The sequence below is a fragment of the Pseudomonas sp. R3-52-08 genome (genome assembly GCF_003851745.1).
GTDB lineage: Bacteria > Pseudomonadota > Gammaproteobacteria > Pseudomonadales > Pseudomonadaceae > Aquipseudomonas.
Map to the genome: position 1 here is coordinate 4,707,092 of NZ_CP027730.1, position 21,240 is coordinate 4,728,331.

Sequence of the window (21,240 nt, forward strand, 5' to 3'; positions counted from 1 at the left end):
AGGTTGCCAATCCGGCTGGACAACTGTTTTTTCAATACCGGAACACATTTCCATTGCCTGAATGACGACGCCAGACACTGGGACAGCACAAACTTCAGATAAATCACCCCACATGACAAATACCCTGCAGGAGCGAGCTTGCTCGCGAAAAACCTGAGCACGCCGCGTATAACCAGACATACCGCGTTATCGTTGACGTTTTCGCGAGCAAGCTCGCTCCTACAGTTTTTTAATCGTCCACTGCATCGAGGAATTCGTCTACCACAGGCATCTCTCCCAATCGTGACGGAATATTTAGCCCGAAGTGCAGGTAGGCGTGGCGCGTCACCACCCTGCCCCGTGGCGTGCGCATGATGTAGCCCTGCTGGATCAGGTAGGGTTCCAGCACATCCTCAATGGTATGCCGCTCTTCACTGATGGCGGCGGCCAGGCTGTCTACGCCCACCGGGCCACCGTCGAATTTCTCGATCATGGTCAGCAGCAGGCGCCGGTCCTGATGATCGAAGCCATGTTCGTCCACATCCAGCAGGTTCAACGCCAGGTCCGCGACCGCCTTGGTGATATGCCCCTTGGCCCGCACCTCGGCAAAATCGCGTACGCGGCGCAGCAAACGATTGGCGATCCGTGGTGTACCGCGCGCGCGTCGGGCGATTTCGAACGCGCCTTCAGGGTCCAGCGGCAAGCCGAGGATACTCGCCGAACGGCTGACGATAGTCGCAAGGTCGGCGGTGCTATAGAACTCAAGACGTTGAACGATACCGAAACGGTCTCGCAGCGGGTTGGTCAGCATGCCGGCACGGGTGGTCGCGCCGACCAGGGTGAACGGTGGCAGGTCGAGTTTGATCGAACGGGCCGCCGGGCCTTCGCCGATCATGATGTCGAGCTGGAAGTCCTCCATCGCCGGGTACAGCACTTCCTCGACGATGGGCGACAGCCGGTGGATCTCGTCGATAAACAGCACGTCGTGAGGCTCGAGATTGGTCAGCAGCGCGGCGAGGTCGCCGGGGCGCTCCAGCACCGGGCCGGACGTGGACTTGATCGACACGCCCATTTCCTGGGCGATGATATTGGCCAGGGTGGTTTTACCCAGGCCCGGCGGGCCGAAGATCAGTGTGTGATCCAGCGACTCGCTGCGCCCGCGCGCGGCCTGGATGAACAGTTCCATCTGCTCGCGCACGGTGGGCTGGCCGATGTAGTCGGCCAGGCTCAAGGGGCGGATGGCGCGGTCCTGGACTTCTTCACGGTCGCGCGGGCCGGTGGCCGCGATCAGACGATCAGCTTCAATCACTTAAATCATTCCCTTCAGGGCTCGGCGGATCATGTCTTCGCTGCTCAGGTTCTTGTCCTTGATGGCCGACACCGCTTTGCTGGCCTCCTGCGGCTTGTAGCCCAGGGAGATCAACGCACTGACAGCATCGCTTTCGGCACTGGCAACCTGAGTCGCCGGCATATCCGGTTGATTGGGCACCAGGGCGAACATGCTCGGCACCACTTCCCAGGCCTTGAAACGGTCCTTGAGCTCCACCAGCAGGCGCTCGGCGGTTTTCTTGCCGACACCGGGCACCTTGGTCAGCGCCGAGGTGTCCTGGGCCGAAACGGCACGCACCAGCTCATCCACTTCCAGGCTCGACATCAACGCCAGGGCCAGCTTGGGCCCTACGCCGTTGAGGCGAATCAGTTCGCGAAAGAAGTCACGGTCGCGCTTGCCAATGAAACCATAGAGCAGTTGCGCGTCCTCTCGCACGACTAAATGCGTGTGCAAAGTTATCGGCTCGCCGACCGACGGCAGGCGATACAGGGTAGTCATGGGCACTTCAAGCTCATACCCCAATCCATTCACATCCAGAATCAGGTGCGGCGGCTGTTTCTCAGCCAGGGTGCCGCGCAAGCGTCCAATCACGGTTCAGATCCTTAAAGCTTGGGGTCAGAACAGGCCTGACCGGAAATAACGATTGCGCTGATGCTATCAGAGACGCAGGCGTCCGCCACGACTGCGTGCCGCGCCCAGACCATGGGGCAGCAGGCTGGAGCGGGTGTGGGCGTGGCAAATGGCAATGGCCAGGGCGTCGGAGGCGTCGATCTGGGGTTTTGAGGTGAGCTTGAGCATGTGCATGACCATCATCTGCACCTGTTCTTTATTCGCCCCACCCGTACCGACGACGGCCTGCTTGACCTGGGTCGCGGTGTATTCGGCGATTTCCATGCCCTCCTCGGCTCCCGCCACAATGGCCGCGCCACGGGCCTGGCCGAGCTTCAACGCCGAGTCGGCATTCTTGGCCATGAAGACTTTTTCGATGCCCATGGTCACCGGGCCGTAGGTCTGGATGACTTCACGCACGCCGCGATAGACGATCTGCAGGCGCTCGGCCAACTCCCCCGCGCCGGTGCGAATACAGCCCGAGGCCACATAAACGCAGCCACGCGGAGTGTGTTGCACCACGCCAAAACCGGTAATGCGCGAACCGGGGTCGATACCTAGGATTAAAGTCATAACGCCTGCAGGTTGGATAAACACATTTTGTGATACGCCGAAGTTCAAATGTGGGAGGGGGCTTGCCCCCGATGGCAGTGGATCAGTCAGAATATGTTTGGCTGACCCACCGCTATCGGGGGCAAGCCCCCTCCCACATTTGGATCTATGTAGTTCTTCAGCTTAGCTGTTCGGCCACGGATTCCGGAATGTCGGCGTTCGAATACACGTTTTGCACGTCGTCCAGGTCTTCGAGCATATCCAGCAGCTTCAACACTTTTTGCGCACCGTCCAGGTCCAGTTCGGCGCTGGTGGTCGGCAGCATCACGATTTCCGCGTCGGTACCTTTGAAACCAGCCGCCTCCAAGGCATTGCGCACCGCGTAGAAGCTGGCGAACGAGGTGAACACGTCGATGGAGCCGTCTTCGTTTGTGACCACATCGTCGGCATCCGCCTCCATCGCGGCTTCCATCAGCGCGTCTTCATCCGTACCGGCCGCAAAGGTAATCTGCCCCTTGCGCTCGAACAGGTAGGCCACCGAACCGTCGGTACCCAGGTTGCCGCCGCACTTGCTGAACGCATGGCGCACCGCAGCTGCGGTACGGTTGCGGTTATCGGTCATGCATTCGACCATCACCGCCACGCCGCCTGGCCCATAGCCTTCGTAGGTCAACTCGACCATGTCGTCGGTGTCGGCGGCGCCGGCGCCACGGGCCACGGCGCGGTCGATGATGTCACGGCTCATGTTGGCGCCGAGCGCCTTGTCCAGCGCCAGACGCAGACGCGGGTTGGAGCCCGGGTCACCGCCACCCTGGCGGGCGGCGACGGTCAGCTCGCGGATCCACTTGGTGAATATCTTGCCTTTCTTGGCATCCTGACGCTCTTTGCGGTGCTTGATGTTCGCCCACTTGGAATGGCCAGCCATAACACAACTCCGAAATTCTATAGAAACCGTATCAATCCCGCCGGGCAGGATTTCCCTCTTTTAAACGCAAAGGCGCATCCGAAGATGCGCCTTTTTGACTGCGTACCACCTTATCGCGCTTTCACGCAGCAGCCTTACTCAGCCTTCGGCGTCTCGCGCAGACGGATGTGCAATTCGCGCAATGCCTTGGCATCCACGACGCCCGGCGCCTGGGTCATGACGTCCGCAGCACTCTGGGTTTTCGGGAACGCAATCACTTCACGGATCGACTGGGCGCCGGTCATCAGCATCACCAGACGGTCCAGGCCGAAGGCCAGGCCACCGTGCGGCGGCGCACCGTACTTGAGCGCGTCGAGCAGAAAGCCGAACTTCTCTTCCTGTTCCGCTTCGTTGATGCCCAGCAGACGGAACACTGCTTGCTGCATCTCTTTGCGGTGAATACGGATCGAACCGCCACCCAACTCAGTGCCGTTGAGCACCATGTCGTAGGCACGGGACAACGCGCCGGCCGGGTTGGCTTCCAGCTCGGCCGGGGAGCACTTCGGCGCGGTGAACGGGTGGTGCAAGGCGCTGAAGCTGCCGTCGTCGTTCTCTTCGAACATCGGGAAGTCGACAACCCACATCGGGGCCCACTCGCAGGTCAGCAGGTTCAGGTCGTGACCCAGCTTGATACGCAGTGCGCCCAGGGCTTCGCTGACGATCTTGGCTTTGTCGGCACCGAAGAACACGATATCGCCATCGACCGCCCCGACGCGATCGAGGATCGTGTTCAGGTTGGCTTCGGGGATGTTCTTCACGATCGGCGACTGCAGGCCGTCAACGCCATTGGCGCGCTCGTTGACCTTGATGTACGCCAGGCCCTTGGCACCGTAGATGCCGACGAACTTGGTGTAGTCGTCAATCTGCTTGCGCGGCATGCTCGCGCCGCCAGGCACGCGCAGGGCGGCGATGCGGCATTTCGGGTCGTTGGCCGGGCCGCTGAACACCTTGAAGTCAACGTCCTTGAGCTGGTCGGCCACGTCGACCAGTTCCAGCGGGTTACGCAGGTCTGGCTTGTCGGAACCGTAGCGACGCATGGCCTCTTCGAAGGTCATGTGCGGGAATTCGCCGAACTCCAGGTCCAGCACTTCCTTGAACAGGTTGCGGATCATTTGTTCGGTGAGGCCCATGATCTCTTTTTCATCGAGGAAGCTGGTCTCGATGTCGATCTGGGTGAATTCCGGCTGGCGGTCGGCGCGCAGGTCTTCGTCACGGAAGCACTTGGCGATCTGGTAGTAACGGTCGAAGCCGGCCACCATCAGCAGTTGCTTGAACAGCTGCGGCGATTGCGGCAAGGCGAAGAAGCTACCCGGGTGGGTACGGCTCGGCACCAGGTAGTCGCGTGCGCCTTCCGGCGTGGCACGGGTGAGAATCGGCGTTTCCACGTCGAGGAAGCCGTTCTCGTCGAGGAAGCGGCGGATGCTGGTGGTCATGCGCGAACGCAGACGCAGCTTCTCGGCCATTTCCGGACGACGCAGGTCCAGGAAGCGATAGCGCAGGCGAGTTTCCTCGCCAACGTCGGAATATTCGTTCAGTGGGAACGGCGGGGTTTCCGACTCGTTCAGCACTTCCAGCTCGTAGCCCAGCACTTCAATGCCGCCGGACGCCATGTTCTTGTTCACGGCACCGGCCGGGCGCAGGCGCACCTTGCCGGTGATCTTCACGACGTATTCGCTGCGCACGCGGTCGGCGGCGGCGAAGCTCTCGGCGCGATCCGGGTCGAACACTACCTGGGCCAGACCATCACGATCACGGATATCGAGGAAGATCACCCCGCCGTGGTCGCGGCGACGGTGAACCCATCCGCAAAGGGTGATTTCCTGACCTTCCAGGGTCTCGTTCAGTTGGCCGCAATAGTGGCTGCGCATCATGGTCGTGGTTTCACTTCTCGTAATTCGAAATTCGGTGGCAGGCGTGCCTCGTCACCGTACATTAAAGCAGGGGACGGATAATGCAGGAGCCTGCGCGTAGAGTTCAACTCAGTCTGCTTTGTCGCCGCCCGCCAGGTTCTTCTTGGCGCCGGTCTTGAAATCGGTCTCGTACCAGCCGCTGCCGCTCAGGCGGAAGCCCGGCATGGACAACATCTTTTTCAACTCAGGTGCCTGGCAGGCTGGGCAATCGACCAGCGGCGCGGCGCTGATCTTCTGAATGGCTTCCAACTGATGACCACAGGAAGCACATTGATAGTCGTACATGGGCATGGAGTTGTCTCGGCGATCAGATCGTTACTGCGCTACGCCCTGCCGATGTGCATAAAGCCCAGCATGCGCAGCAAAGCGCGGGATTATATCTGGTAAATCGAGGCAGCGCAGCCGGCTTTCTGCCCGAGGCGCGGCCCGCCGGAAGGAAGGGCCGCGCCCTGCAGCCTCCGATCAGACGGGGCCAGAGGCGCTAAGGCGGTCTTTCAACAGGTGAACGACACACACCACCCGCACCAGCCCGCTGAAGTTCTTCACACCGCCATAGCGCAAATGCACTTCCCGATCGACATAGGACAACAACGCACTGACCGAGCAGGTGTTGATCCTGGCCATTTCCGTCAGGATATTCCAGTAGATCTGCTCCAGCCGCAGGCAGGTGGAAAACCCGTTGAGCCGCACCGACCGCGATAATGGCTTGGCGAGCCCCATGTCGAACCCTTTCGCGAAGGGATCGACCTTTATCTTGTGAAAACCACCGGTTTCCACGCCCTTACCACATGACATACACCTGACACTCCCTTGCCAAAACAGCAGTCCATGGGTTTTTCCCATTGGACGGTCAGCCTATAAAACCGCAGGAAGCGACGAGCAGCCAGAAGACGCGGGCGCCGGGCGTCGTAGGACAACGCCAGCAAGCGCAGAGAAACCAGTGAGCGGCGCCCCGAAGACGCCGCACGGGTTCGACGGTTATTGGTTTTCGAGCAGCGAACGCAGCATCCACGCGGTTTTTTCGTGGACTTGCATCCGTTGCGTCAACAAGTCCGCCGTCGGCTCATCGCTGACCTTGTCGAGCAACGGGAAAATGCCACGCGCGGTACGGGTGACAGCCTCCTGGCCCGCCACCAGCTGCTTGATCATCTCTTCGGCGCTCGGCACACCCTCTTCTTCCTTGATCGAAGACAGGCGGGCGTAGATCGAATAGGCACCCGGTGCCGGGAAGCCCAGGGCACGGATACGCTCGGCAATGGAATCCACCGCCAGCGCCAGCTCGTTGTACTGCTCTTCGAACATCAAGTGCAGCGTACGAAACATGGGGCCCGTGACGTTCCAGTGGAAGTTGTGGGTCTTCAGGTACAGCACATAGGTATCGGACAGCAGCCGTGAAAGTCCGTCGACGATGGATTTACGATCTTCTTCACTGATACCAATATCGATTGCCATGTTTTTCCCCTTCAATTGACGAGCATTCATTGATCAGGTGCAGGATCACTCTAGCAAGAGTGCTGGCCGCGTGCAGCCCAACGCACCCAGGCAATGTGCGGCAAATTGCCCCGCACCGCTTGCGAGGGCAGCGGCGGAAGAGCCGGTCATCCTGTAAGAAAAAACGCTCGAAAGGCCGCTCAAATTACCTGCACCTGTCTAGGACAAGCCTTAGACGCAAAAATGCCACCTCGATTGCAACACCCCGAAATGCTTGATTTGAGTAGGCACAGCCTTTGCTGTTAAATAGGCGGCGTGTGGCTGCCGTTCATTTCTGCGGCACGTCACATAGGCTGCTACCCGCGCACGTGCCCAACGCCTCCCATTGTTCAGAAGCGAACCGTGCCAGTCAGCTCTTCCTTGTGATCCGTCTTAACGTGAGTTAATCAAAATGTTGAAAATCGTCCACCTGCTAACGGGCGTTGCAGCTTTGCTGCTGTCCTTTATCCCGAGCCTGCAGCCTGAAAGCCTGCCCTACCTGCAACAACACGACGCTCTATACCTGGCCTTGTTCGGCCTTCTCAACCTGACCCTGGCACCGGTAATCCCCTACTGGAACAAAGGCACGCGTCATCAACTGCAAAACCTGGTCAGCGCGCTGCTGGTACTGACCGTCGTTGTTCAAACCCTTACCCTGCTGGCACCCATGCCTGAAGTGGGCGGCCACCCGGCCATCCTGCTCAGCCTGGTGATCGCTGTGGTCGCCATCGTTCTTCACCTGGCCATCAGCTTCTATCGTTCGTCCCCAGCGGCCGCGTCGCAAAACTACGACATGACCAACCGGGATACCGGGACCGTCAAGTGGTTCAACACCTCCAAAGGCTTCGGCTTTATTTCGCGCGACTCGGGTGACGATATCTTCGTCCACTTCCGAGCTATCCGCGGTGAAGGCCACCGCGTCCTGGTCGAAGGCCAGCGCGTGGAGTTCTCGGTGATGAACCGCGACAAAGGCCTGCAAGCTGAAGATGTCATCGCTGCCCTGCCGCGTCGCTGATTCCAGCCTGCGCTGCAAAAAAAACCGCGATCCGGCGTAGGCTGGATCGCGGTTTTTTATTGCACGCTCATTTAATAATGCGGCGGCGGGGCTTCTTCTTCCGAGGTTTCGAACTGGCCGCCCATTTCTTCCTGGCGCTTGAGCAAGGCGATCATCTGCAATTGCAGGCGCTCCACCGCTTGCTGCTGGGCGACCAGAATGTCATTGAGGGTTTCGATGGTGTCGTCCTGGAACGCCAGGCGGCTTTCCAGGTCGGTGACGCGATCTTGCAGGTCCATGGTTCAGTCCTGGGTAAAAATGAAGTCGGCAGGCAATAATTCACGCAATCGGCTACGGATCGCCGCCACCTGCTCTGCGCTGTATGGACGGGCCGGATGCTTGCCCCACACCGGCGCCGGCCATGCCACGTCATCGCGCTTGCGCACGATGACATGCACGTGCAACTGGCTGACGACGTTGCCCAGCGCGCCGATGTTCATCTTATCGGCGGCCAGGCCTTCGTTCAGCAACTGTGCGAGTGCAGTCGTTTCTTGCCACAGCGTCTGTTGCTCAGCGACATCCAGTTGAAACACTTCGCTGATACCGTCAATGCGCGGTACCAGGATGAACCAGGGATAATTCGAATCATTGGACAGCAGCAGGCGACAGAGCGGGAAGTCCCCAATGGCCAATGTGTCTTGTTGCAGGCGTTGATCTAAAGCGAACACGTGGGCACTCCGTTCGGCAGGTCAATTACAGGCGCCCAGCATACCGCCGAATGCGCGAGGCTTCACGGCGAATGCGCGAGCAGCCTGAGGCAAGCCAATTCCATGGATGCACCCTTTCGAGGCAGTCGGACGTGTGAACCACGCTAACTCGGGCTTCAACGGGATGCACCAAAATGACCCACTTGTGCTTCAAAGGGAGTCGGCCGCTACCCACTTATGAGGGTCAATCGGTAACGTTTTGCCAAGGCGCAGGTTTTTCGGGCTACCACATGAAGGTAACACCCGAATGTCGCGCCTGAACCAAACTGCCCGAGAGGCCCGTGTTTATGCGGTTTTTACACTGCCGTAACGTTTTTCACGAAAAAATGACATTCGGTTGGCGCTTTGTGCACGCTTGTTGCATTCACCTCGCTATCGTCGGCAACGACACCTGGGTGGATGCCAGGGTTTCGCGATAAGAAACAATAGCGTTTCAATGGGTACCAAGGACGATTTCAAACTTTGAAGGCGTTTGAAAAGAACATTGAAGTTGTCAGCCTAATTACCATCGGGCTGTGATTTGCGACACGGAGCTAGCAATTTACGACAGCCTCGTAAAGAAGCTGAAAGGATAGTTGGGCAAGTATCGTCAATAGCGCCGGTGTGAGATAACTTTGCGCCGACACACATAAAGAAAGAGCCGCCCAGATAAAAATACAGGTGGGACGGCAGTACTCTTCTAAACCAAAGGAGCAAATCACGATGCGCGTGATGAAGTGGAGCATGATCGCCCTGGCTGTTTCAGCAGGCACCTCGCAGTTCGCAATGGCGTCCGCCCAGGACGATTCCAAGGGCTTTGTTGAAGACAGCACTTTCAGCATCAACACTCGCGCTTTGTACTTCAGCCGCGACTTCCGCAACAACCCGTCGGGCCCGGGCTCCAAGAGCCGTGCGGAAGAAAGCGGCCTGGGCTTCAACGCCTTGTACGAGTCGGGCTTCACCCAAGGCACCATCGGTGTCGGCGTTGACGTGATCGGCCTGATGGGCCTCAAGCTCGACAGCGGCAAGGGCCGTGCCGGCACCGGTCTGTTCCCTACCGGTTCCGACGGTCGTTCGCAAGACGAGTACTCAAAAGGCGGCGGCGCGGTTAAGTTCCGCATTTCCAATACTGTGCTGAAAGTCGGTGACCAATACACCACAGCGCCTGTATTCGCCTCCGATGACAGCCGTTTGCTCCCAGAACTGCCACAAGGTATCTCGATCACCAGCAACGAGATCAAGGGCCTGAAGCTCGAAGGCGGTCACTTCACTTCCAGCGTCGCGCAGAACCAGACCTACCATGACAGCCTGGGCCTGACGAAGACCGACTTCGTCGGCGGCGTCTATGCCTTCACCCCGGAAGTCACCGGCAGCCTGTACTACGCGAAAACCGAAGACTACTTCCGCAAGTACTACAGCAACCTGAACTGGACCCACGCTTTGAGCGATGACCAGTCCTTCGCGCTGGACTTCAACATCTACGACACCAAGAGCGAAGGCGCCGGCCTGCAGCGCGCTGAGAAAGATGGCGTGACCAAGCTCGACAACCGCGCATTCAGCTTGCAGGGCGCGTACACCGTCGGCGCTCACACCTTCACCCTGGCTGCCCAAAAGGTTACCGGTGACGGCGACTACGGCTACGGCGTAGATGGCGGCGGCACTGTGTTCCTGGCCAACTCCATCGCCCGTTCCGACTTCAACGCCGAAGGCGAGAAGTCGTACCAGGCGCGCTACGACATCAACATGGCGACCTTCGGCGTTCCTGGCCTGAGCTTCATGACGCGTTACGTGACCGGTAGCGGCGCCAACACGGGCACCACCAGCAACGGTAAAGAGTGGGAACGCGACATCGAAGCCAAGTACGTGGTTCAGAGCGGCCCGGCTAAAAACCTCAGCCTGCGTCTGCGTCAAGCGACTTATCGTTCCGGTGATGGCGTTTACTACGGTTCGCCTTCGATCGACGAACTGCGTCTGATCGCGAACTACCCGCTGAACATCTTGTAATTACGCGAGTAATTACAACGATGACTTAAGGTTTCGACCTTGAATAAAAAGCCGCTCCCCTGTTTGCAAGGGAGCGGCTTTTTTATTTCAGTTACATTTCAAAAGCAATATAACTAGCAAGCTAAGTAACTATATACAACTGTCGCATTTAACCTGACCTTTCGGCCAACTTGAATGCGACACTGTTTCATGCCTTCGCCGGAGCTTCCTGCATCACGCGAATAACGCGCTGCGGGAACGGAATATCAATCCCCGCCCCTTTCAAACGGTCGCGCGCCAGTTCATTGAGCATGAATACCACATCCCAATAATCCGCCGTATTGGTCCAGCAACGCAGGGACACGGTGATGGAGCTGTCGCCCAGGGTCGATACCACTGCGACGGGCGCCGGGTCGGCCAGCACGCGCGGGTCTTTGGCCAGTTCCAGCAACACTTCACGGGCTTTCTGCAGGTCAGCCTCGTAGTCCACGCCCACATCAAACACCACCTTGCGCGTCGGTTGGCGGTTGGTGTTGGTGATGATGCCGTTGGACAGGATGCCGTTCGGTACAATCACCGTCTTGTTGTCGCCGGTACGCAGCACCGTGTGAAAAATCTGGATACTGTCGACGGTACCCGAGGTGCCTTGGGCTTCGATCCAGTCACCGATGCGAAACGGACGGAACAACAGGATCAGCACGCCGCCGGCGAAATTGGCCAGGCTGCCTTGCAAGGCCAGGCCGATCGCCAGGGTAGCGGCACCAATGGCTGCGACGAACGAGGTGGTTGCCACGCCGATCATCGAGGCCACGCTGACGATCAACATGACTTTCAGCGCAATGTTCGCAAGGCTGGTGATGAAGTGCTGCAGCGCCAGGTCGGCGTTACGCACGGCCAGCAAGCGCCCCACTCGGTGGGTAAAGACGTTGATCAGCCACCAACCAATGGCCAGGGTGATAACGGCCAGCAGTACCCGGCTGCCGTATTCCATGATCATCGGGATCCAGGACTGCGAGGTCTTGATCAAGTGATCCACTTCAGCGTTCAAATCCATCTATCTTCTCCTGTTGTGCGGATATGCGGCTTCATTGACTGCCTGAAAACGCAAATGAGCCCCGTAGGGCTCAATTGTAGGCATTGTTGCTGCGGCGTGGGACGTCGAAAACGGCCACAGGTTCCGCAAGGTGCCATCAGTCGCGGAAGTTGTTGAACTGCAGCGGCATGTCGAAGGTCTTGGCGCGCAGGGCCGCAATGGCCTCTTGCAGGTCATCACGCTTCTTGCCGGTAACACGCACCTGTTCACCCTGGATGGCCGCCTGGACTTTCAGCTTGGCATCCTTGATGTGCGCGACGATCTTCTTCGCCAGTTCCTTGTCGATGCCTTCCTTGAGCACGGCTTCCTGCTTCATCAGTTTGCCGGAAGCGTAGGCGTCCTTGACTTCAAGGCACTGCACGTCGATCTTGCGCTTGACCAGGGCCAGCTTGAGGATCTCGATCATCGCTTCCAGCTGGAAATCGGCTTCAGCGGTCAGGTTGACAGTCAGTTCCTTTTCCTTGAATTCGAAGCTGCCCTTGCCTTTCAAGTCATAGCGACGGTCCAGTTCCTTGACGGCGTTCTCGACGGCGTTGGTGACTTCGTGTTTGTCCAGTTCGGATACCACGTCGAACGAAGGCATGTCATTTCTCCAATATAAGGGGCGGGCTCAGTAGAGATGGAGCGCGCCCGAGCTAAAATGCCGGGGCATTATAGCGGTTCTTTCGCCGCGTTCACCGCTGGCGACCTTACGGAGCACACACTGATGTCGACCACCTGGCATATTCTCGGCGCCGGTAGCCTGGGTACCCTCTGGGCCACGCGACTGGCGCGCGCAGGCGTGCCGGTGCGGCTGATCCTGCGCGATCAGGCGCGCCTGACCAGCTATGCGTCGAGCAACGGCCTGACCCTGGTTGAGCAAGGCGTTGCGCACACCTACCCGGTAATCGGCGAAACACCCGACAGCCCGGAGCCGATCCAGCGCCTGTTAGTGGCGTGCAAAGCCTACGATGCCCAAAGTGCCGTCGCACAGTTACAGCATCGCCTGGCGCCGAACGCGGAACTGATCCTGCTGCAAAACGGCCTCGGCAGCCAGGATGCGGTAGCCGCCCAGTTGCCACAGGCGCGTTGCATCTTTGCCTCCAGCACCGAAGGCGCGTTTCGCGAGGACGAATGGCGTGTGGTGTTTGCCGGCCATGGCTACACCTGGCTGGGGGATGCGGCTCATCCTACCGCGCCGCTGTGGCTGGAGGACTTGCAGGCCGCCGCCATCCCCCATGAATGGAGCATCGATATCCTCACGCGCCTGTGGCGCAAGCTGGCGCTCAATTGCGCGATCAATCCGTTGACCGTGCTCTACCAGTGCCGCAACGGCGGCCTGCAGGCCCACCAATGTGAAGTAGCCACCCTGTGCGCGGAATTGAGCGAATTGCTGGAGTGCTGCGGCCAGCCTGCAGCTGCGCAAGATTTGCACAGTGAAGTGCAACGGGTGATCCAGGCCACTGCGGCCAACTATTCCTCCATGTACCAGGACGTGGCCAACGCACGGCGTACCGAAATCAGCTACCTGCTGGGCTACGCCTGCCAGGCGGCCGCCCGCCATCAACGGGTACTGCCGCATCTGCAACTGCTGCAAGCGCGCTTGGTCGAGCAGTTGGTTGCACGCGGATTGCCCAGCGACTAAGGCACGCGCTACCCTGCCGTATGTCTATTGCCTGCGAAAAACCTGATGCCACTGCGCCAGCGTCTTGAAAACCTACCGGTAGGGCAGAAACTGCTGGCCGCCCTGCTGGTACTGCTGACCACCGTGTTGCTGGTGGCCAACCTGACCTTTATCAGCGCCGCCTACTGGATCTCCCAGGAAAGCATGGCGCCCCAGGCCTTGCAGGCCATCGGTCGGCTGGTGTCCAACCCGGCACTCGCCGCTGAAGCCCTGCAGTCCCCGGCCAAGGCCAACGCGCTGCTCAATGAGCTGACCAGCTATTCACCGCTGCGCGCCGCCGCCCTGTACGACGGCGAAGGCAATCGCTTGGCGCAGATGCAACACGGTGACCGCCTGCACCTGCCCGACAACTACCGGCATATCGAGGCCTGGCGCCTCACCGAGTTTCGCAGCAACCAAGTCATCACCCTGCCCCGCACCGACCAGCCTTCGGGGCATTTGCTGCTGGTGGCCAGCAGCGAGCTCCCGGTGGCGTTCTATACCGGCACCCTCACCGCAAGCCTGGGCATCCTGATTTTCAGTGTGTTGCTGTGGCTGGTCATCGCCCGGCAGATCAAACGCCTGATCACGCGGCCGATCCATGAACTCGAAGAACTGTCGCGCCAGGTGACTCGCGAAGAGAACTACGCCCTGCGCGCAGGCCCCGGCAACCACGATGAAATCGGCAGCCTGGCGGAAGCGTTCAACACCATGCTGTCGCGCATCGAAGCCCGTGAGCAGCAGCTCAAACGCGCGCGGGATGATTCCCAGGCCGCCTACGACCAGGCTCAGGGCCTGGCCGAAGAAACCCGCCATACCAACCGCAAGCTGGAACTGGAAGTGCAGGTGCGCAGCAAGATCGAGAAAAAGCTCACCGGCTTTCAGAACTACCTCAACAGCATTATCGACTCGATGCCCTCGGCGCTGATCGCCCTGGATGAACAGCTCTACGTCACCCAGTGGAACCAGGAAGCCACCGCGCTTTCGGGCACGCGCCTGGATGAAGCCCTCAACCAGCCGATCTTCCTCGCATTCCAACCGCTCAAGCCGTACCTGCCGCAAATCAAGGCCACGGTGGAACAGCACACGGTGGAGCGGATCGAGCGGGTCACTTGGGTCAAGGACGACGAGCCAAAGCATTACGCCCTGACGTTCTACCCCTTGATGGGCGGTGCCGGGCGCGGCGTGGTGATCCGTATCGATGACATCACCCAGCGCCTGTCCCTGGAAGAAATGATGGTGCAATCGGAAAAAATGCTCTCGGTCGGCGGCCTGGCTGCCGGCATGGCCCACGAAATCAACAACCCGCTGGGGGCGATCCTGCACAACGTGCAGAACATCCGGCGCCGCCTGTCACCCGAGCTGCCCAAGAACCTGGAACACGCCGAACAGGCGGGCATCGAGCTGGCGCTGGTCAATCAATACCTGCAAGCGCGCGAAGTCCCGCAGTTGCTGGATGGGATTCAACAGGCCGGCGCGCGTGCAGCGAAAATCGTCACACACATGCTCAGCTTCAGCCGGCGTAGCAACCGGCAAATGGCCCCCTGCGACTTGCCAGCCCTGATCGACCAGGCCGTGGAGATCGCCGGTAACGATTTCGACCTGGCCATCGGTTTCGATTTCAAGGGCCAGGCGATCATCCGCCAGTTCGACCCGCAACTGGGGCCGGTACCCGGCACGGCCAACGAACTGGAGCAGGTGCTGCTCAACCTGCTGAAAAATGCCGCCCAGGCGATTCACCTGCGTGAAGACGGCAGCGAACCTGGGCGCATCACCCTGCGTACCCGCCTCAACCCGCCCTGGGCCGAGATCCAGGTGGAAGACAACGGCATCGGCATGAGCGAAAACGTGCGCAAACGCACCTTCGAGCCGTTCTTCACCACCAAAGAGATCGGCCAGGGCACCGGGCTTGGGCTGTCGGTGTCGTATTTCATCATCACCAATAACCACAAGGGCCAGATGGAAGTGCATTCCACTCTGGGCCAAGGCACCTGTTTCACCTTGCGCCTGCCCCTGGCCGGCAGCCAATTGTCCCCCGCAGAACTCACCCAACTGGAGCAATGACCATGGGCTTTCGCCTGTCGAAGATCTACACCCGCACCGGTGACCAGGGCGAAACCGGCCTCGGCGACGGTCGCCGCGTGCCCAAGGATCACCCACGGGTGGAGGCCATTGGCGAGGTGGATACGCTGAACAGCCAGTTGGGGTTGTTATTGGCCAACCTGGAGGAGCAGAGCGGCAAGCAACCCGAACTGGACGATGTGGTGGAAGTGCTCACACCCTGCCAGCATCGCTTGTTCGATCTGGGCGGCGAGCTGGCCATGCCGGTGTACAAGGCGTTGAATGCAGCGGAAGTGGATCGGCTGGAAGCGGCGATCGATCGCTGGAATGAAGAGGTGGGGCCACTGGAAAATTTCATCCTGCCCGGCGGCTCAGCGCTGATCGCCCAGGCCCATGTGTGCCGCAGCCTGGCGCGCAGTGCCGAACGCCGCTGTCAGCAGCTGAATGCTCTGGAACCGTTGGAGGGGGTTGGGTTGGCGTATATCAATCGATTGTCGGATTTGCTGTTTGTAGCCGCCAGGGTGATTGCCAAGCGCCAGGGGGTTGCCGAGGTGTTGTGGCAGGCGGCCGCCAAGCCCCATTGATCGTTTTCATGTGCCTATTGATCGTTCCCACGCTCTGCGTGGGAATGCCGCCCGGGACGCTCCGCGTCCGCCTTTAAAGTCATGACGCAGAGCGTCACAGCATGCGTTACCACGCGGAGCGTGGGAACGATCAACATCAATCTCCGGGCCAAAATGCCCGAATCCCCGCAACACCTTGCGCTCCAGCCGCCCAAGCCTGCTCCCGCTGCGCAGGCCCTACCCCGCCCAACAGAAACACCGGCTTGCTGAACCCACGGATCAGCTCGGCCGCCTGTTCCCAACCCAACGGCTGAGCCTCGGGATGAGTCTCGGTCGGCTGAACCGGCGACAGCGTGACGAAGTCCACATCCATCAACTGCGCCAGCGCCAGTTCTTCAGCGTTGTGACACGAGGCCGCCAACCAACGGTCCTTCGGCAGCGGTCGGCCCTTGCTCGCGTATTTACGCAATTGCGCCGAGGTCATGTGCCAGCCTGCCGCTGGAAAATCCCCCAGCCATTCGAACGGCCCCTTGAGCATCAACTGCGCCTTGCCCGCACACAGCCCCACGGCGTCCACGGCGAGGTCGCGGTATTTAGGGTCGTAACCGTTGGGCGCGCGCAGTTGAACCAGTTTGATGCCACCGGCGATGGCTGTTTGAAGGCCACGCAGCAAGGGCGCGGTTTCCAGTTCACCGGGCGTGATCAGGTAGTCGGCCGGCAGACGGGCTGCCGCGACAATGGGCGCGTTAGCCGCTGGAAACTCATAGTTGACCAGATCCCGCGGGGTCACCCACTCCAGGGGCTGCCCTTCGACCCCATGGGGCTCGCCGGTAAACGCCGAGACCTCCCAGACATCCAGCAACACCTGCTTGTCCGGGTAGTCATGCTGCACCTGGATCAACGGCCGCGCCGTGGTGACCTGGATGCCCAGCTCTTCCTGCAACTCGCGGGACAAGGCCGTGGCGACTGACTCATCAGCCTCCACCTTGCCGCCGGGAAATTCCCAGAGGCCACCTTGATGCTGGGTATCGGCGCGGCGTGCCAGCAGGATCCTGCCGTCGACACCGCGGATCACCGCTGCTGCTACATGCACTCGTTTCACCGCCACTGTTTCCTCTCGTTATAGCCCTTGTAGGAGCGAGCTTGCTCGCGAAGAACGTCAACGATAGCGCGTACATCCTGGATAAACGCGGTGGCATTGAGTTTTTCGCGAGCAAGCTCGCTCCTACATTCAGGTGCGATATTCCGCGTTGATCTTCACGTATTCGTGGGACAGGTCCGTGGTCCAGATGGTTTCGCTGCAGTCGCCGCGCCCCAACTCGATGCGGATGGTGATTTCTTCCTGCTGCATCACCGCCGAACCCTGGGCTTCGGTGTAGGTGTCGGCGCGGGCGCCACGGCTGGCAATGCACACGTCGCCGAGGAAGACGTCGATCTTCCTCACATCCAGGTCAGGCACGCCGGCACGACCAACGGCCGCGAGGATACGGCCCCAGTTCGGGTCGGAAGCGAACAAGGCGGTCTTGATCAGCGGCGAGTGCGCCACGGTATAACCCACGTCCAGGCACTCCTGGTGGTTGCCGCCGCCGTTGACTTCAACGGTGACAAACTTGGTCGCGCCCTCACCGTCACGCACGATGGCCTGGGCCACATCCATGCACACTTCGAATACCGCCTGCTTCAGCGCCGCGAACAGCGGGCCTTCGGTGGAGGTGATCTCCGGCAGGTTGGCCTGGCCGGTGGCGATCAGCATGCAGCAATCGTTGGTGGACGTATCACCGTCGATGGTGATGCGGTTGAACGACTTGTTGGCGCCGTCCAGCATCAGGCGTTGCAATACATCACGGGAGACTTTGGCGTCGGTGGCGATATAGCCGAGCATGGTGGCCATGTTCGGACGGATCATGCCTGCGCCCTTGCTGATACCGGTCACGGTGACCGTCACGCCATCGTGCACGAACTGCCGGCTCGCGCCTTTGGGCAAGGTGTCGGTGGTCATGATGCCGGTAGCCGCAGCCGCCCAGTTATCCACAGACAGGTCATCCAGCGCGGCTTGCAGGGCGCCTTCGATTTTCTCCACCGGCAGCGGCTCACCGATCACGCCGGTGGAATACGGCAGCACCTGGCTCGCGTCCACGCCGGTCAGCTGGGCCAGCTTGGCGCACGTGCGCGCAGCAGCCACCAGGCCAGGCTCGCCGGTACCGGCGTTGGCATTGCCGGTGTTGGTCAGCAGGTAACGAATCGACCCGGCCACACGTTGCTTGGCCAGGATCACCGGCGCAGCGCAAAAGGCGTTGAGGGTGAATACACCGGCGACGGTCGAGCCTTCGGCGCAGCGCATCACTACCACATCCTTGCGCCCCGGGCGCTTGATGCCGGCCGAAGCGATACCGAGTTCAAAACCGGCGACCGGGTGCAATGTGGGCAAAGGACCAAGACCAACAGCCATGTATGCGCTCCTTGAAATAGATGATGTGTGTGCCGTCGCTATCGACGGTGGGAATTAATGGCAAAACGCCGCGACGGCTGATGCCGGTCGCGGCGTGGGGTGTTGCAGCGTCAGGCGAAAATCTTATTCGATCTGGCCGTGGCAGTGTTTGAATTTCTTACCCGAACCGCAGTAGCACAGCTCGTTGCGGCCCAGCTTCTGATCATTGCGCACCGGGGTCTGAGCCAGGGCCACATCGACCTCTTCGCCCAACACCTCAGGTGCTTCCAGGCCAGGCGCTTCGTCGTGCTGGAACTGCATGCGCGCAGCCAGTGCCTCGGCTTCCTGGCGCAGGCGCGCTTCTTCCTCGATCGGGTCTTCGCGACGCACCTGAACGTGGGACAGCACGCGGATCGAATCGCGCTTGATCGAATCCAGCAGCTCGGAGAACAACGTGAACGACTCGCGCTTGTACTCCTGCTTCGGGTTTTTCTGGGCGTAGCCACGCAAATGGATACCGTGGCGCAGATGGTCCATGGTCGACAGGTGGTCTTTCCACAGGTCGTCCAGCACGCGCAGCACGATTTGCTTCTCGAAGGTGCGCAGGGCTTCGGCACTCGCCTGCTCTTCTTTCTCGTTGTACGCGGCCAGCAATTCGGCCATCAGTTTTTCGCGCAGGGTTTCTTCGTACAGGTGATCGTCTTCGTCCAGCCACTGCTGAACCGGCAAGTCGACGCCAAAATCGCTCTTCAACGCGGCTTCCAGACCGGCCACATCCCACTGCTCAGGCAGCGACTGTGGCGGGATATGCGCGCTGACGGTGGCATTGAGCACGTCCTGACGGAAGTCAGCGATGGTCTCGCCAATGTTGTCGGCGGCCAGCAACGTATTACGCATGTGATAGATCACTTTACGCTGTTCGTTGTTGACGTCATCGAACTCGAGCAGTTGTTTACGAATGTCGAAGTTACGCCCTTCTACCTTGCGCTGGGCCTTCTCGATGGCGTTGGTCACCATGCGGTGCTCGATCGCTTCGCCGGACTGCATGCCCAGGGCCTTCATGAAGTTCTTCACCCGATCCGAGGCGAAGATACGCATCAGGCTGTCTTCCAGGGACAGGTAGAAACGGCTGGAACCCGCATCACCCTGGCGACCGGCACGACCGCGCAACTGGTTGTCGATACGGCGCGATTCGTGACGCTCGGACGCGATCACCTGCAAACCACCGGATTCGAGCACGGCCTGGTGGCGTTTCTGCCAGTCAGCCTTGATCTGGGCGATCTGCTCAGGGGTCGGGTTGTCGAGCGAGGCCACTTCCACTTCCCAGTTACCGCCCAACAGGATGTCGGTACCACGACCGGCCATGTTGGTGGCGATGGTCAGCGCGCCGGGGCGACCGGCCTGGGCGATGATCTCGGCTTCTTTTTCGTGGAACTTGGCGTTGAGCACCTTGTGCTCGATGCCTTCCTTGTTGAGCAGGCTGGACACGTGCTCGGACGTCTCGATGGTCGCGGTACCCACCAGGATCGGGCGACCCTTGGCCAGGCCGTCCTTGATGTCATTGATGATCGCCGCGTATTTCTCTTCGGCGGTCAGGAACACCAGGTCGTTGTAGTCTTTACGCGCCAGGGGCTTGTTCGGCGGGATGACCACCACCGACAGGCCATAGATCTGATGGAATTCGAACGCTTCGGTGTCGGCCGTACCGGTCATGCCGGACAGTTTGTTGTACAGACGGAAGTAGTTCTGGAACGTGGTGGACGCCAACGTCTGGCTTTCGGCCTGGATGTTGAGCATTTCCTTGGCTTCGATGGCCTGGTGCAGGCCTTCGGACAAGCGACGACCGGGCATGGTACGGCCGGTGTGCTCGTCAACCAGGACGACCTGGCCGTCCTGGACGATGTATTCGACGTTGCGATGGAACAGCTTGTGGGCGCGCAGGCCGGCATATACGTGGGTCAGCAGGCCCAGGTTATGCGCCGAGTACAGGCTTTCGCCTTCGGCCAGCTCACCGATCTGGGTCAGCATTTCTTCAACGAACTGGTGGCCGGCCTCGTTGAGTTCGACCTGGCGGGTCTTCTCGTCGATGGTGAAGTGGCCGTCTTTGGTCACCACGCCTTCGACTTCCTCGATGTGCTGCTCAAGGCGCGGGATCAACTTGTTGATCTCGGTATACAGGCGCGAGCTGTCTTCGGCCTGGCCGGAGATGATCAGCGGGGTACGGGCTTCGTCGATGAGGATGGAGTCGACTTCGTCGATCACGGCAAAGTTGAGTTCGCGCTGGAATTTTTCATCCATGCTGAACGCCATGTTGTCGCGCAGGTAGTCGAAACCGAATTCGTTGTTGGTACCGTAGGTAATGTCGCAAGCGTAGGCGGCGCGCTTTTCTTCGGGCGGCTGGAACGGCGTCACTACGCCGACGGTCAGGCCGAGGAATTCATACAGCGGGCGCATCCAGTTGGCGTCCCGGCGAGCCAGGTAGTCGTTCACCGTCACAACGTGCACGCCCTTGCCGGACAGTGCGTTGAGGTAAACACCCAGGGTTGCCACCAGGGTCTTGCCTTCACCGGTACGCATTTCGGCAATCATGCCTTCATGCAAGGTCATGCCGCCGATCAACTGGACGTCGAAGTGGCGCATGCCCATGACGCGCTTACCGGCTTCACGGGCGACCGCAAAGGCTTCGGGGAGCAGCTTGTCGAGGGTTTCACCTTTGGCTATGCGGGCCTTGAACTCTTCGGTCTTGGCGCGCAATTGCTCATCCGACAGGGCAACCATCTGCTCTTCGAAGGCATTGACCAGCTGCACCGTCTTGAGCATGCGTTTGACTTCGCGCTCATTCTTGCTTCCAAAAAGTTTCTTTAACAAAGGCGCAAACATATCGGCAGGTTCTTCCACACATAGGGATGGAGGGCG

General features: G+C 60.0%; 20 protein-coding genes. 5 read left to right on the forward strand and 15 right to left on the reverse strand.

Annotated elements, in window-relative coordinates; genetic code table 11:
- Positions 1 to 229 precede the first annotated feature (229 nt).
- The 8 genes from ruvB to C4J91_RS21700 all read right to left on the reverse strand — a co-directional run bounded on the left by ruvB (position 230) and on the right by C4J91_RS21700 (position 6,796).
- The gene (gene ruvB, locus C4J91_RS21665; protein WP_003175801.1) at positions 230 to 1,288 is read right to left on the reverse strand and encodes a Holliday junction branch migration DNA helicase RuvB; all 1,059 of its coding nucleotides are present in this window, start codon (positions 1,286 to 1,288) and stop codon (positions 230 to 232) included.
- The gene (ruvA, locus tag C4J91_RS21670; RefSeq protein ID WP_124364184.1) at positions 1,289 to 1,900 is read right to left on the reverse strand and encodes a Holliday junction branch migration protein RuvA; all 612 of its coding nucleotides are present in this window, start codon (positions 1,898 to 1,900) and stop codon (positions 1,289 to 1,291) included.
- A 66-nt stretch (positions 1,901 to 1,966) separates the two neighbouring features.
- The gene (gene ruvC, locus C4J91_RS21675) at positions 1,967 to 2,491 is read right to left on the reverse strand and encodes a crossover junction endodeoxyribonuclease RuvC (RefSeq protein ID WP_057723842.1); all 525 of its coding nucleotides are present in this window, start codon (positions 2,489 to 2,491) and stop codon (positions 1,967 to 1,969) included.
- A 157-nt stretch (positions 2,492 to 2,648) separates the two neighbouring features.
- The gene (locus C4J91_RS21680; protein WP_124364185.1) at positions 2,649 to 3,395 is read right to left on the reverse strand and encodes a YebC/PmpR family DNA-binding transcriptional regulator; all 747 of its coding nucleotides are present in this window, start codon (positions 3,393 to 3,395) and stop codon (positions 2,649 to 2,651) included.
- 134 nt (positions 3,396 to 3,529) lie between these two features.
- Positions 3,530 to 5,305, reverse strand: a complete 1,776-nt coding sequence (gene aspS / locus C4J91_RS21685; RefSeq protein ID WP_057013724.1) for an aspartate--tRNA ligase — start codon at positions 5,303 to 5,305, stop codon at positions 3,530 to 3,532.
- Between the two features lie 108 nt (positions 5,306 to 5,413).
- On the reverse strand, positions 5,414 to 5,635 hold the full coding sequence (locus tag C4J91_RS21690) for an FmdB family zinc ribbon protein (protein ID WP_003193872.1): 222 nt from the start codon (positions 5,633 to 5,635) through the stop codon (positions 5,414 to 5,416).
- A 171-nt stretch (positions 5,636 to 5,806) separates the two neighbouring features.
- The gene (locus tag C4J91_RS21695) at positions 5,807 to 6,139 is read right to left on the reverse strand and encodes a ribbon-helix-helix domain-containing protein (protein ID WP_124364186.1); all 333 of its coding nucleotides are present in this window, start codon (positions 6,137 to 6,139) and stop codon (positions 5,807 to 5,809) included.
- A 183-nt stretch (positions 6,140 to 6,322) separates the two neighbouring features.
- Entirely contained in the window at positions 6,323 to 6,796 is a 474-nt protein-coding gene (locus C4J91_RS21700) for a Dps family protein (RefSeq protein WP_003193874.1), read from the reverse strand.
- Between the two features lie 430 nt (positions 6,797 to 7,226).
- Here C4J91_RS21700 and C4J91_RS28000 point away from each other — a divergent pair, with 430 nt between their 5' ends.
- On the forward strand, positions 7,227 to 7,829 hold the full coding sequence (locus C4J91_RS28000) for a cold-shock protein (RefSeq protein WP_005790922.1): 603 nt from the start codon (positions 7,227 to 7,229) through the stop codon (positions 7,827 to 7,829).
- A 71-nt stretch (positions 7,830 to 7,900) separates the two neighbouring features.
- Here C4J91_RS28000 and C4J91_RS21710 read toward each other — a convergent pair whose 3' ends face one another.
- Entirely contained in the window at positions 7,901 to 8,107 is a 207-nt protein-coding gene (locus C4J91_RS21710) for a SlyX family protein (RefSeq protein WP_124364187.1), read from the reverse strand.
- A gap of 3 nt (positions 8,108 to 8,110) precedes the next feature.
- Entirely contained in the window at positions 8,111 to 8,536 is a 426-nt protein-coding gene (locus C4J91_RS21715) for an HIT domain-containing protein (RefSeq protein ID WP_124364188.1), read from the reverse strand.
- Between the two features lie 741 nt (positions 8,537 to 9,277).
- Between C4J91_RS21715 and C4J91_RS21720 the strand changes: the two genes are divergently transcribed.
- Positions 9,278 to 10,558: an OprD family porin gene (locus C4J91_RS21720; protein ID WP_124364189.1), complete on the forward strand. Its 1,281-nt coding sequence runs from the start codon at positions 9,278 to 9,280 to the stop codon at positions 10,556 to 10,558.
- A 187-nt stretch (positions 10,559 to 10,745) separates the two neighbouring features.
- Here the strand turns inward: C4J91_RS21720 and C4J91_RS21725 are convergent, their stop codons facing one another.
- Both C4J91_RS21725 and C4J91_RS21730 read right to left on the reverse strand, forming a co-directional pair.
- A complete protein-coding gene (locus tag C4J91_RS21725; RefSeq protein WP_124364190.1) occupies positions 10,746 to 11,591 on the reverse strand; it encodes a mechanosensitive ion channel family protein in 846 nt (281 codons plus the stop codon).
- A 136-nt stretch (positions 11,592 to 11,727) separates the two neighbouring features.
- Positions 11,728 to 12,213: a YajQ family cyclic di-GMP-binding protein gene (locus tag C4J91_RS21730; protein WP_003193880.1), complete on the reverse strand. Its 486-nt coding sequence runs from the start codon at positions 12,211 to 12,213 to the stop codon at positions 11,728 to 11,730.
- Between the two features lie 123 nt (positions 12,214 to 12,336).
- Between C4J91_RS21730 and C4J91_RS21735 the strand changes: the two genes are divergently transcribed.
- From C4J91_RS21735 to C4J91_RS21745, 3 genes are read left to right on the forward strand one after another with little or no spacing between them, the layout of a single operon-like run.
- A complete protein-coding gene (locus tag C4J91_RS21735) occupies positions 12,337 to 13,254 on the forward strand; it encodes a putative 2-dehydropantoate 2-reductase (protein WP_124364191.1) in 918 nt (305 codons plus the stop codon).
- Between the two features lie 45 nt (positions 13,255 to 13,299).
- On the forward strand, positions 13,300 to 15,336 hold the full coding sequence (locus C4J91_RS21740) for an ATP-binding protein (RefSeq protein WP_124364192.1): 2,037 nt from the start codon (positions 13,300 to 13,302) through the stop codon (positions 15,334 to 15,336).
- A gap of 2 nt (positions 15,337 to 15,338) precedes the next feature.
- Positions 15,339 to 15,917: a cob(I)yrinic acid a,c-diamide adenosyltransferase gene (locus tag C4J91_RS21745; RefSeq protein WP_124364193.1), complete on the forward strand. Its 579-nt coding sequence runs from the start codon at positions 15,339 to 15,341 to the stop codon at positions 15,915 to 15,917.
- 136 nt (positions 15,918 to 16,053) lie between these two features.
- On the opposite strand, the gene C4J91_RS21755 is transcribed toward C4J91_RS21745, so the two are convergent.
- From C4J91_RS21755 to secA, 3 genes are all read right to left on the reverse strand, one after another.
- Complete coding sequence (locus tag C4J91_RS21755) at positions 16,054 to 16,998, reverse strand: Nudix family hydrolase (RefSeq protein WP_124364194.1); 945 nt, start codon at positions 16,996 to 16,998, stop codon at positions 16,054 to 16,056.
- Between the two features lie 129 nt (positions 16,999 to 17,127).
- Positions 17,128 to 18,345, reverse strand: a complete 1,218-nt coding sequence (gene argJ / locus C4J91_RS21760) for a bifunctional glutamate N-acetyltransferase/amino-acid acetyltransferase ArgJ (RefSeq protein WP_124364195.1) — start codon at positions 18,343 to 18,345, stop codon at positions 17,128 to 17,130.
- 123 nt (positions 18,346 to 18,468) lie between these two features.
- Positions 18,469 to 21,204, reverse strand: coding sequence for a preprotein translocase subunit SecA (secA, locus tag C4J91_RS21765; protein WP_124364196.1), 2,736 nt, complete (start codon positions 21,202 to 21,204; stop codon positions 18,469 to 18,471).
- Between the last annotated feature and the right edge of the window lie 36 nt (positions 21,205 to 21,240).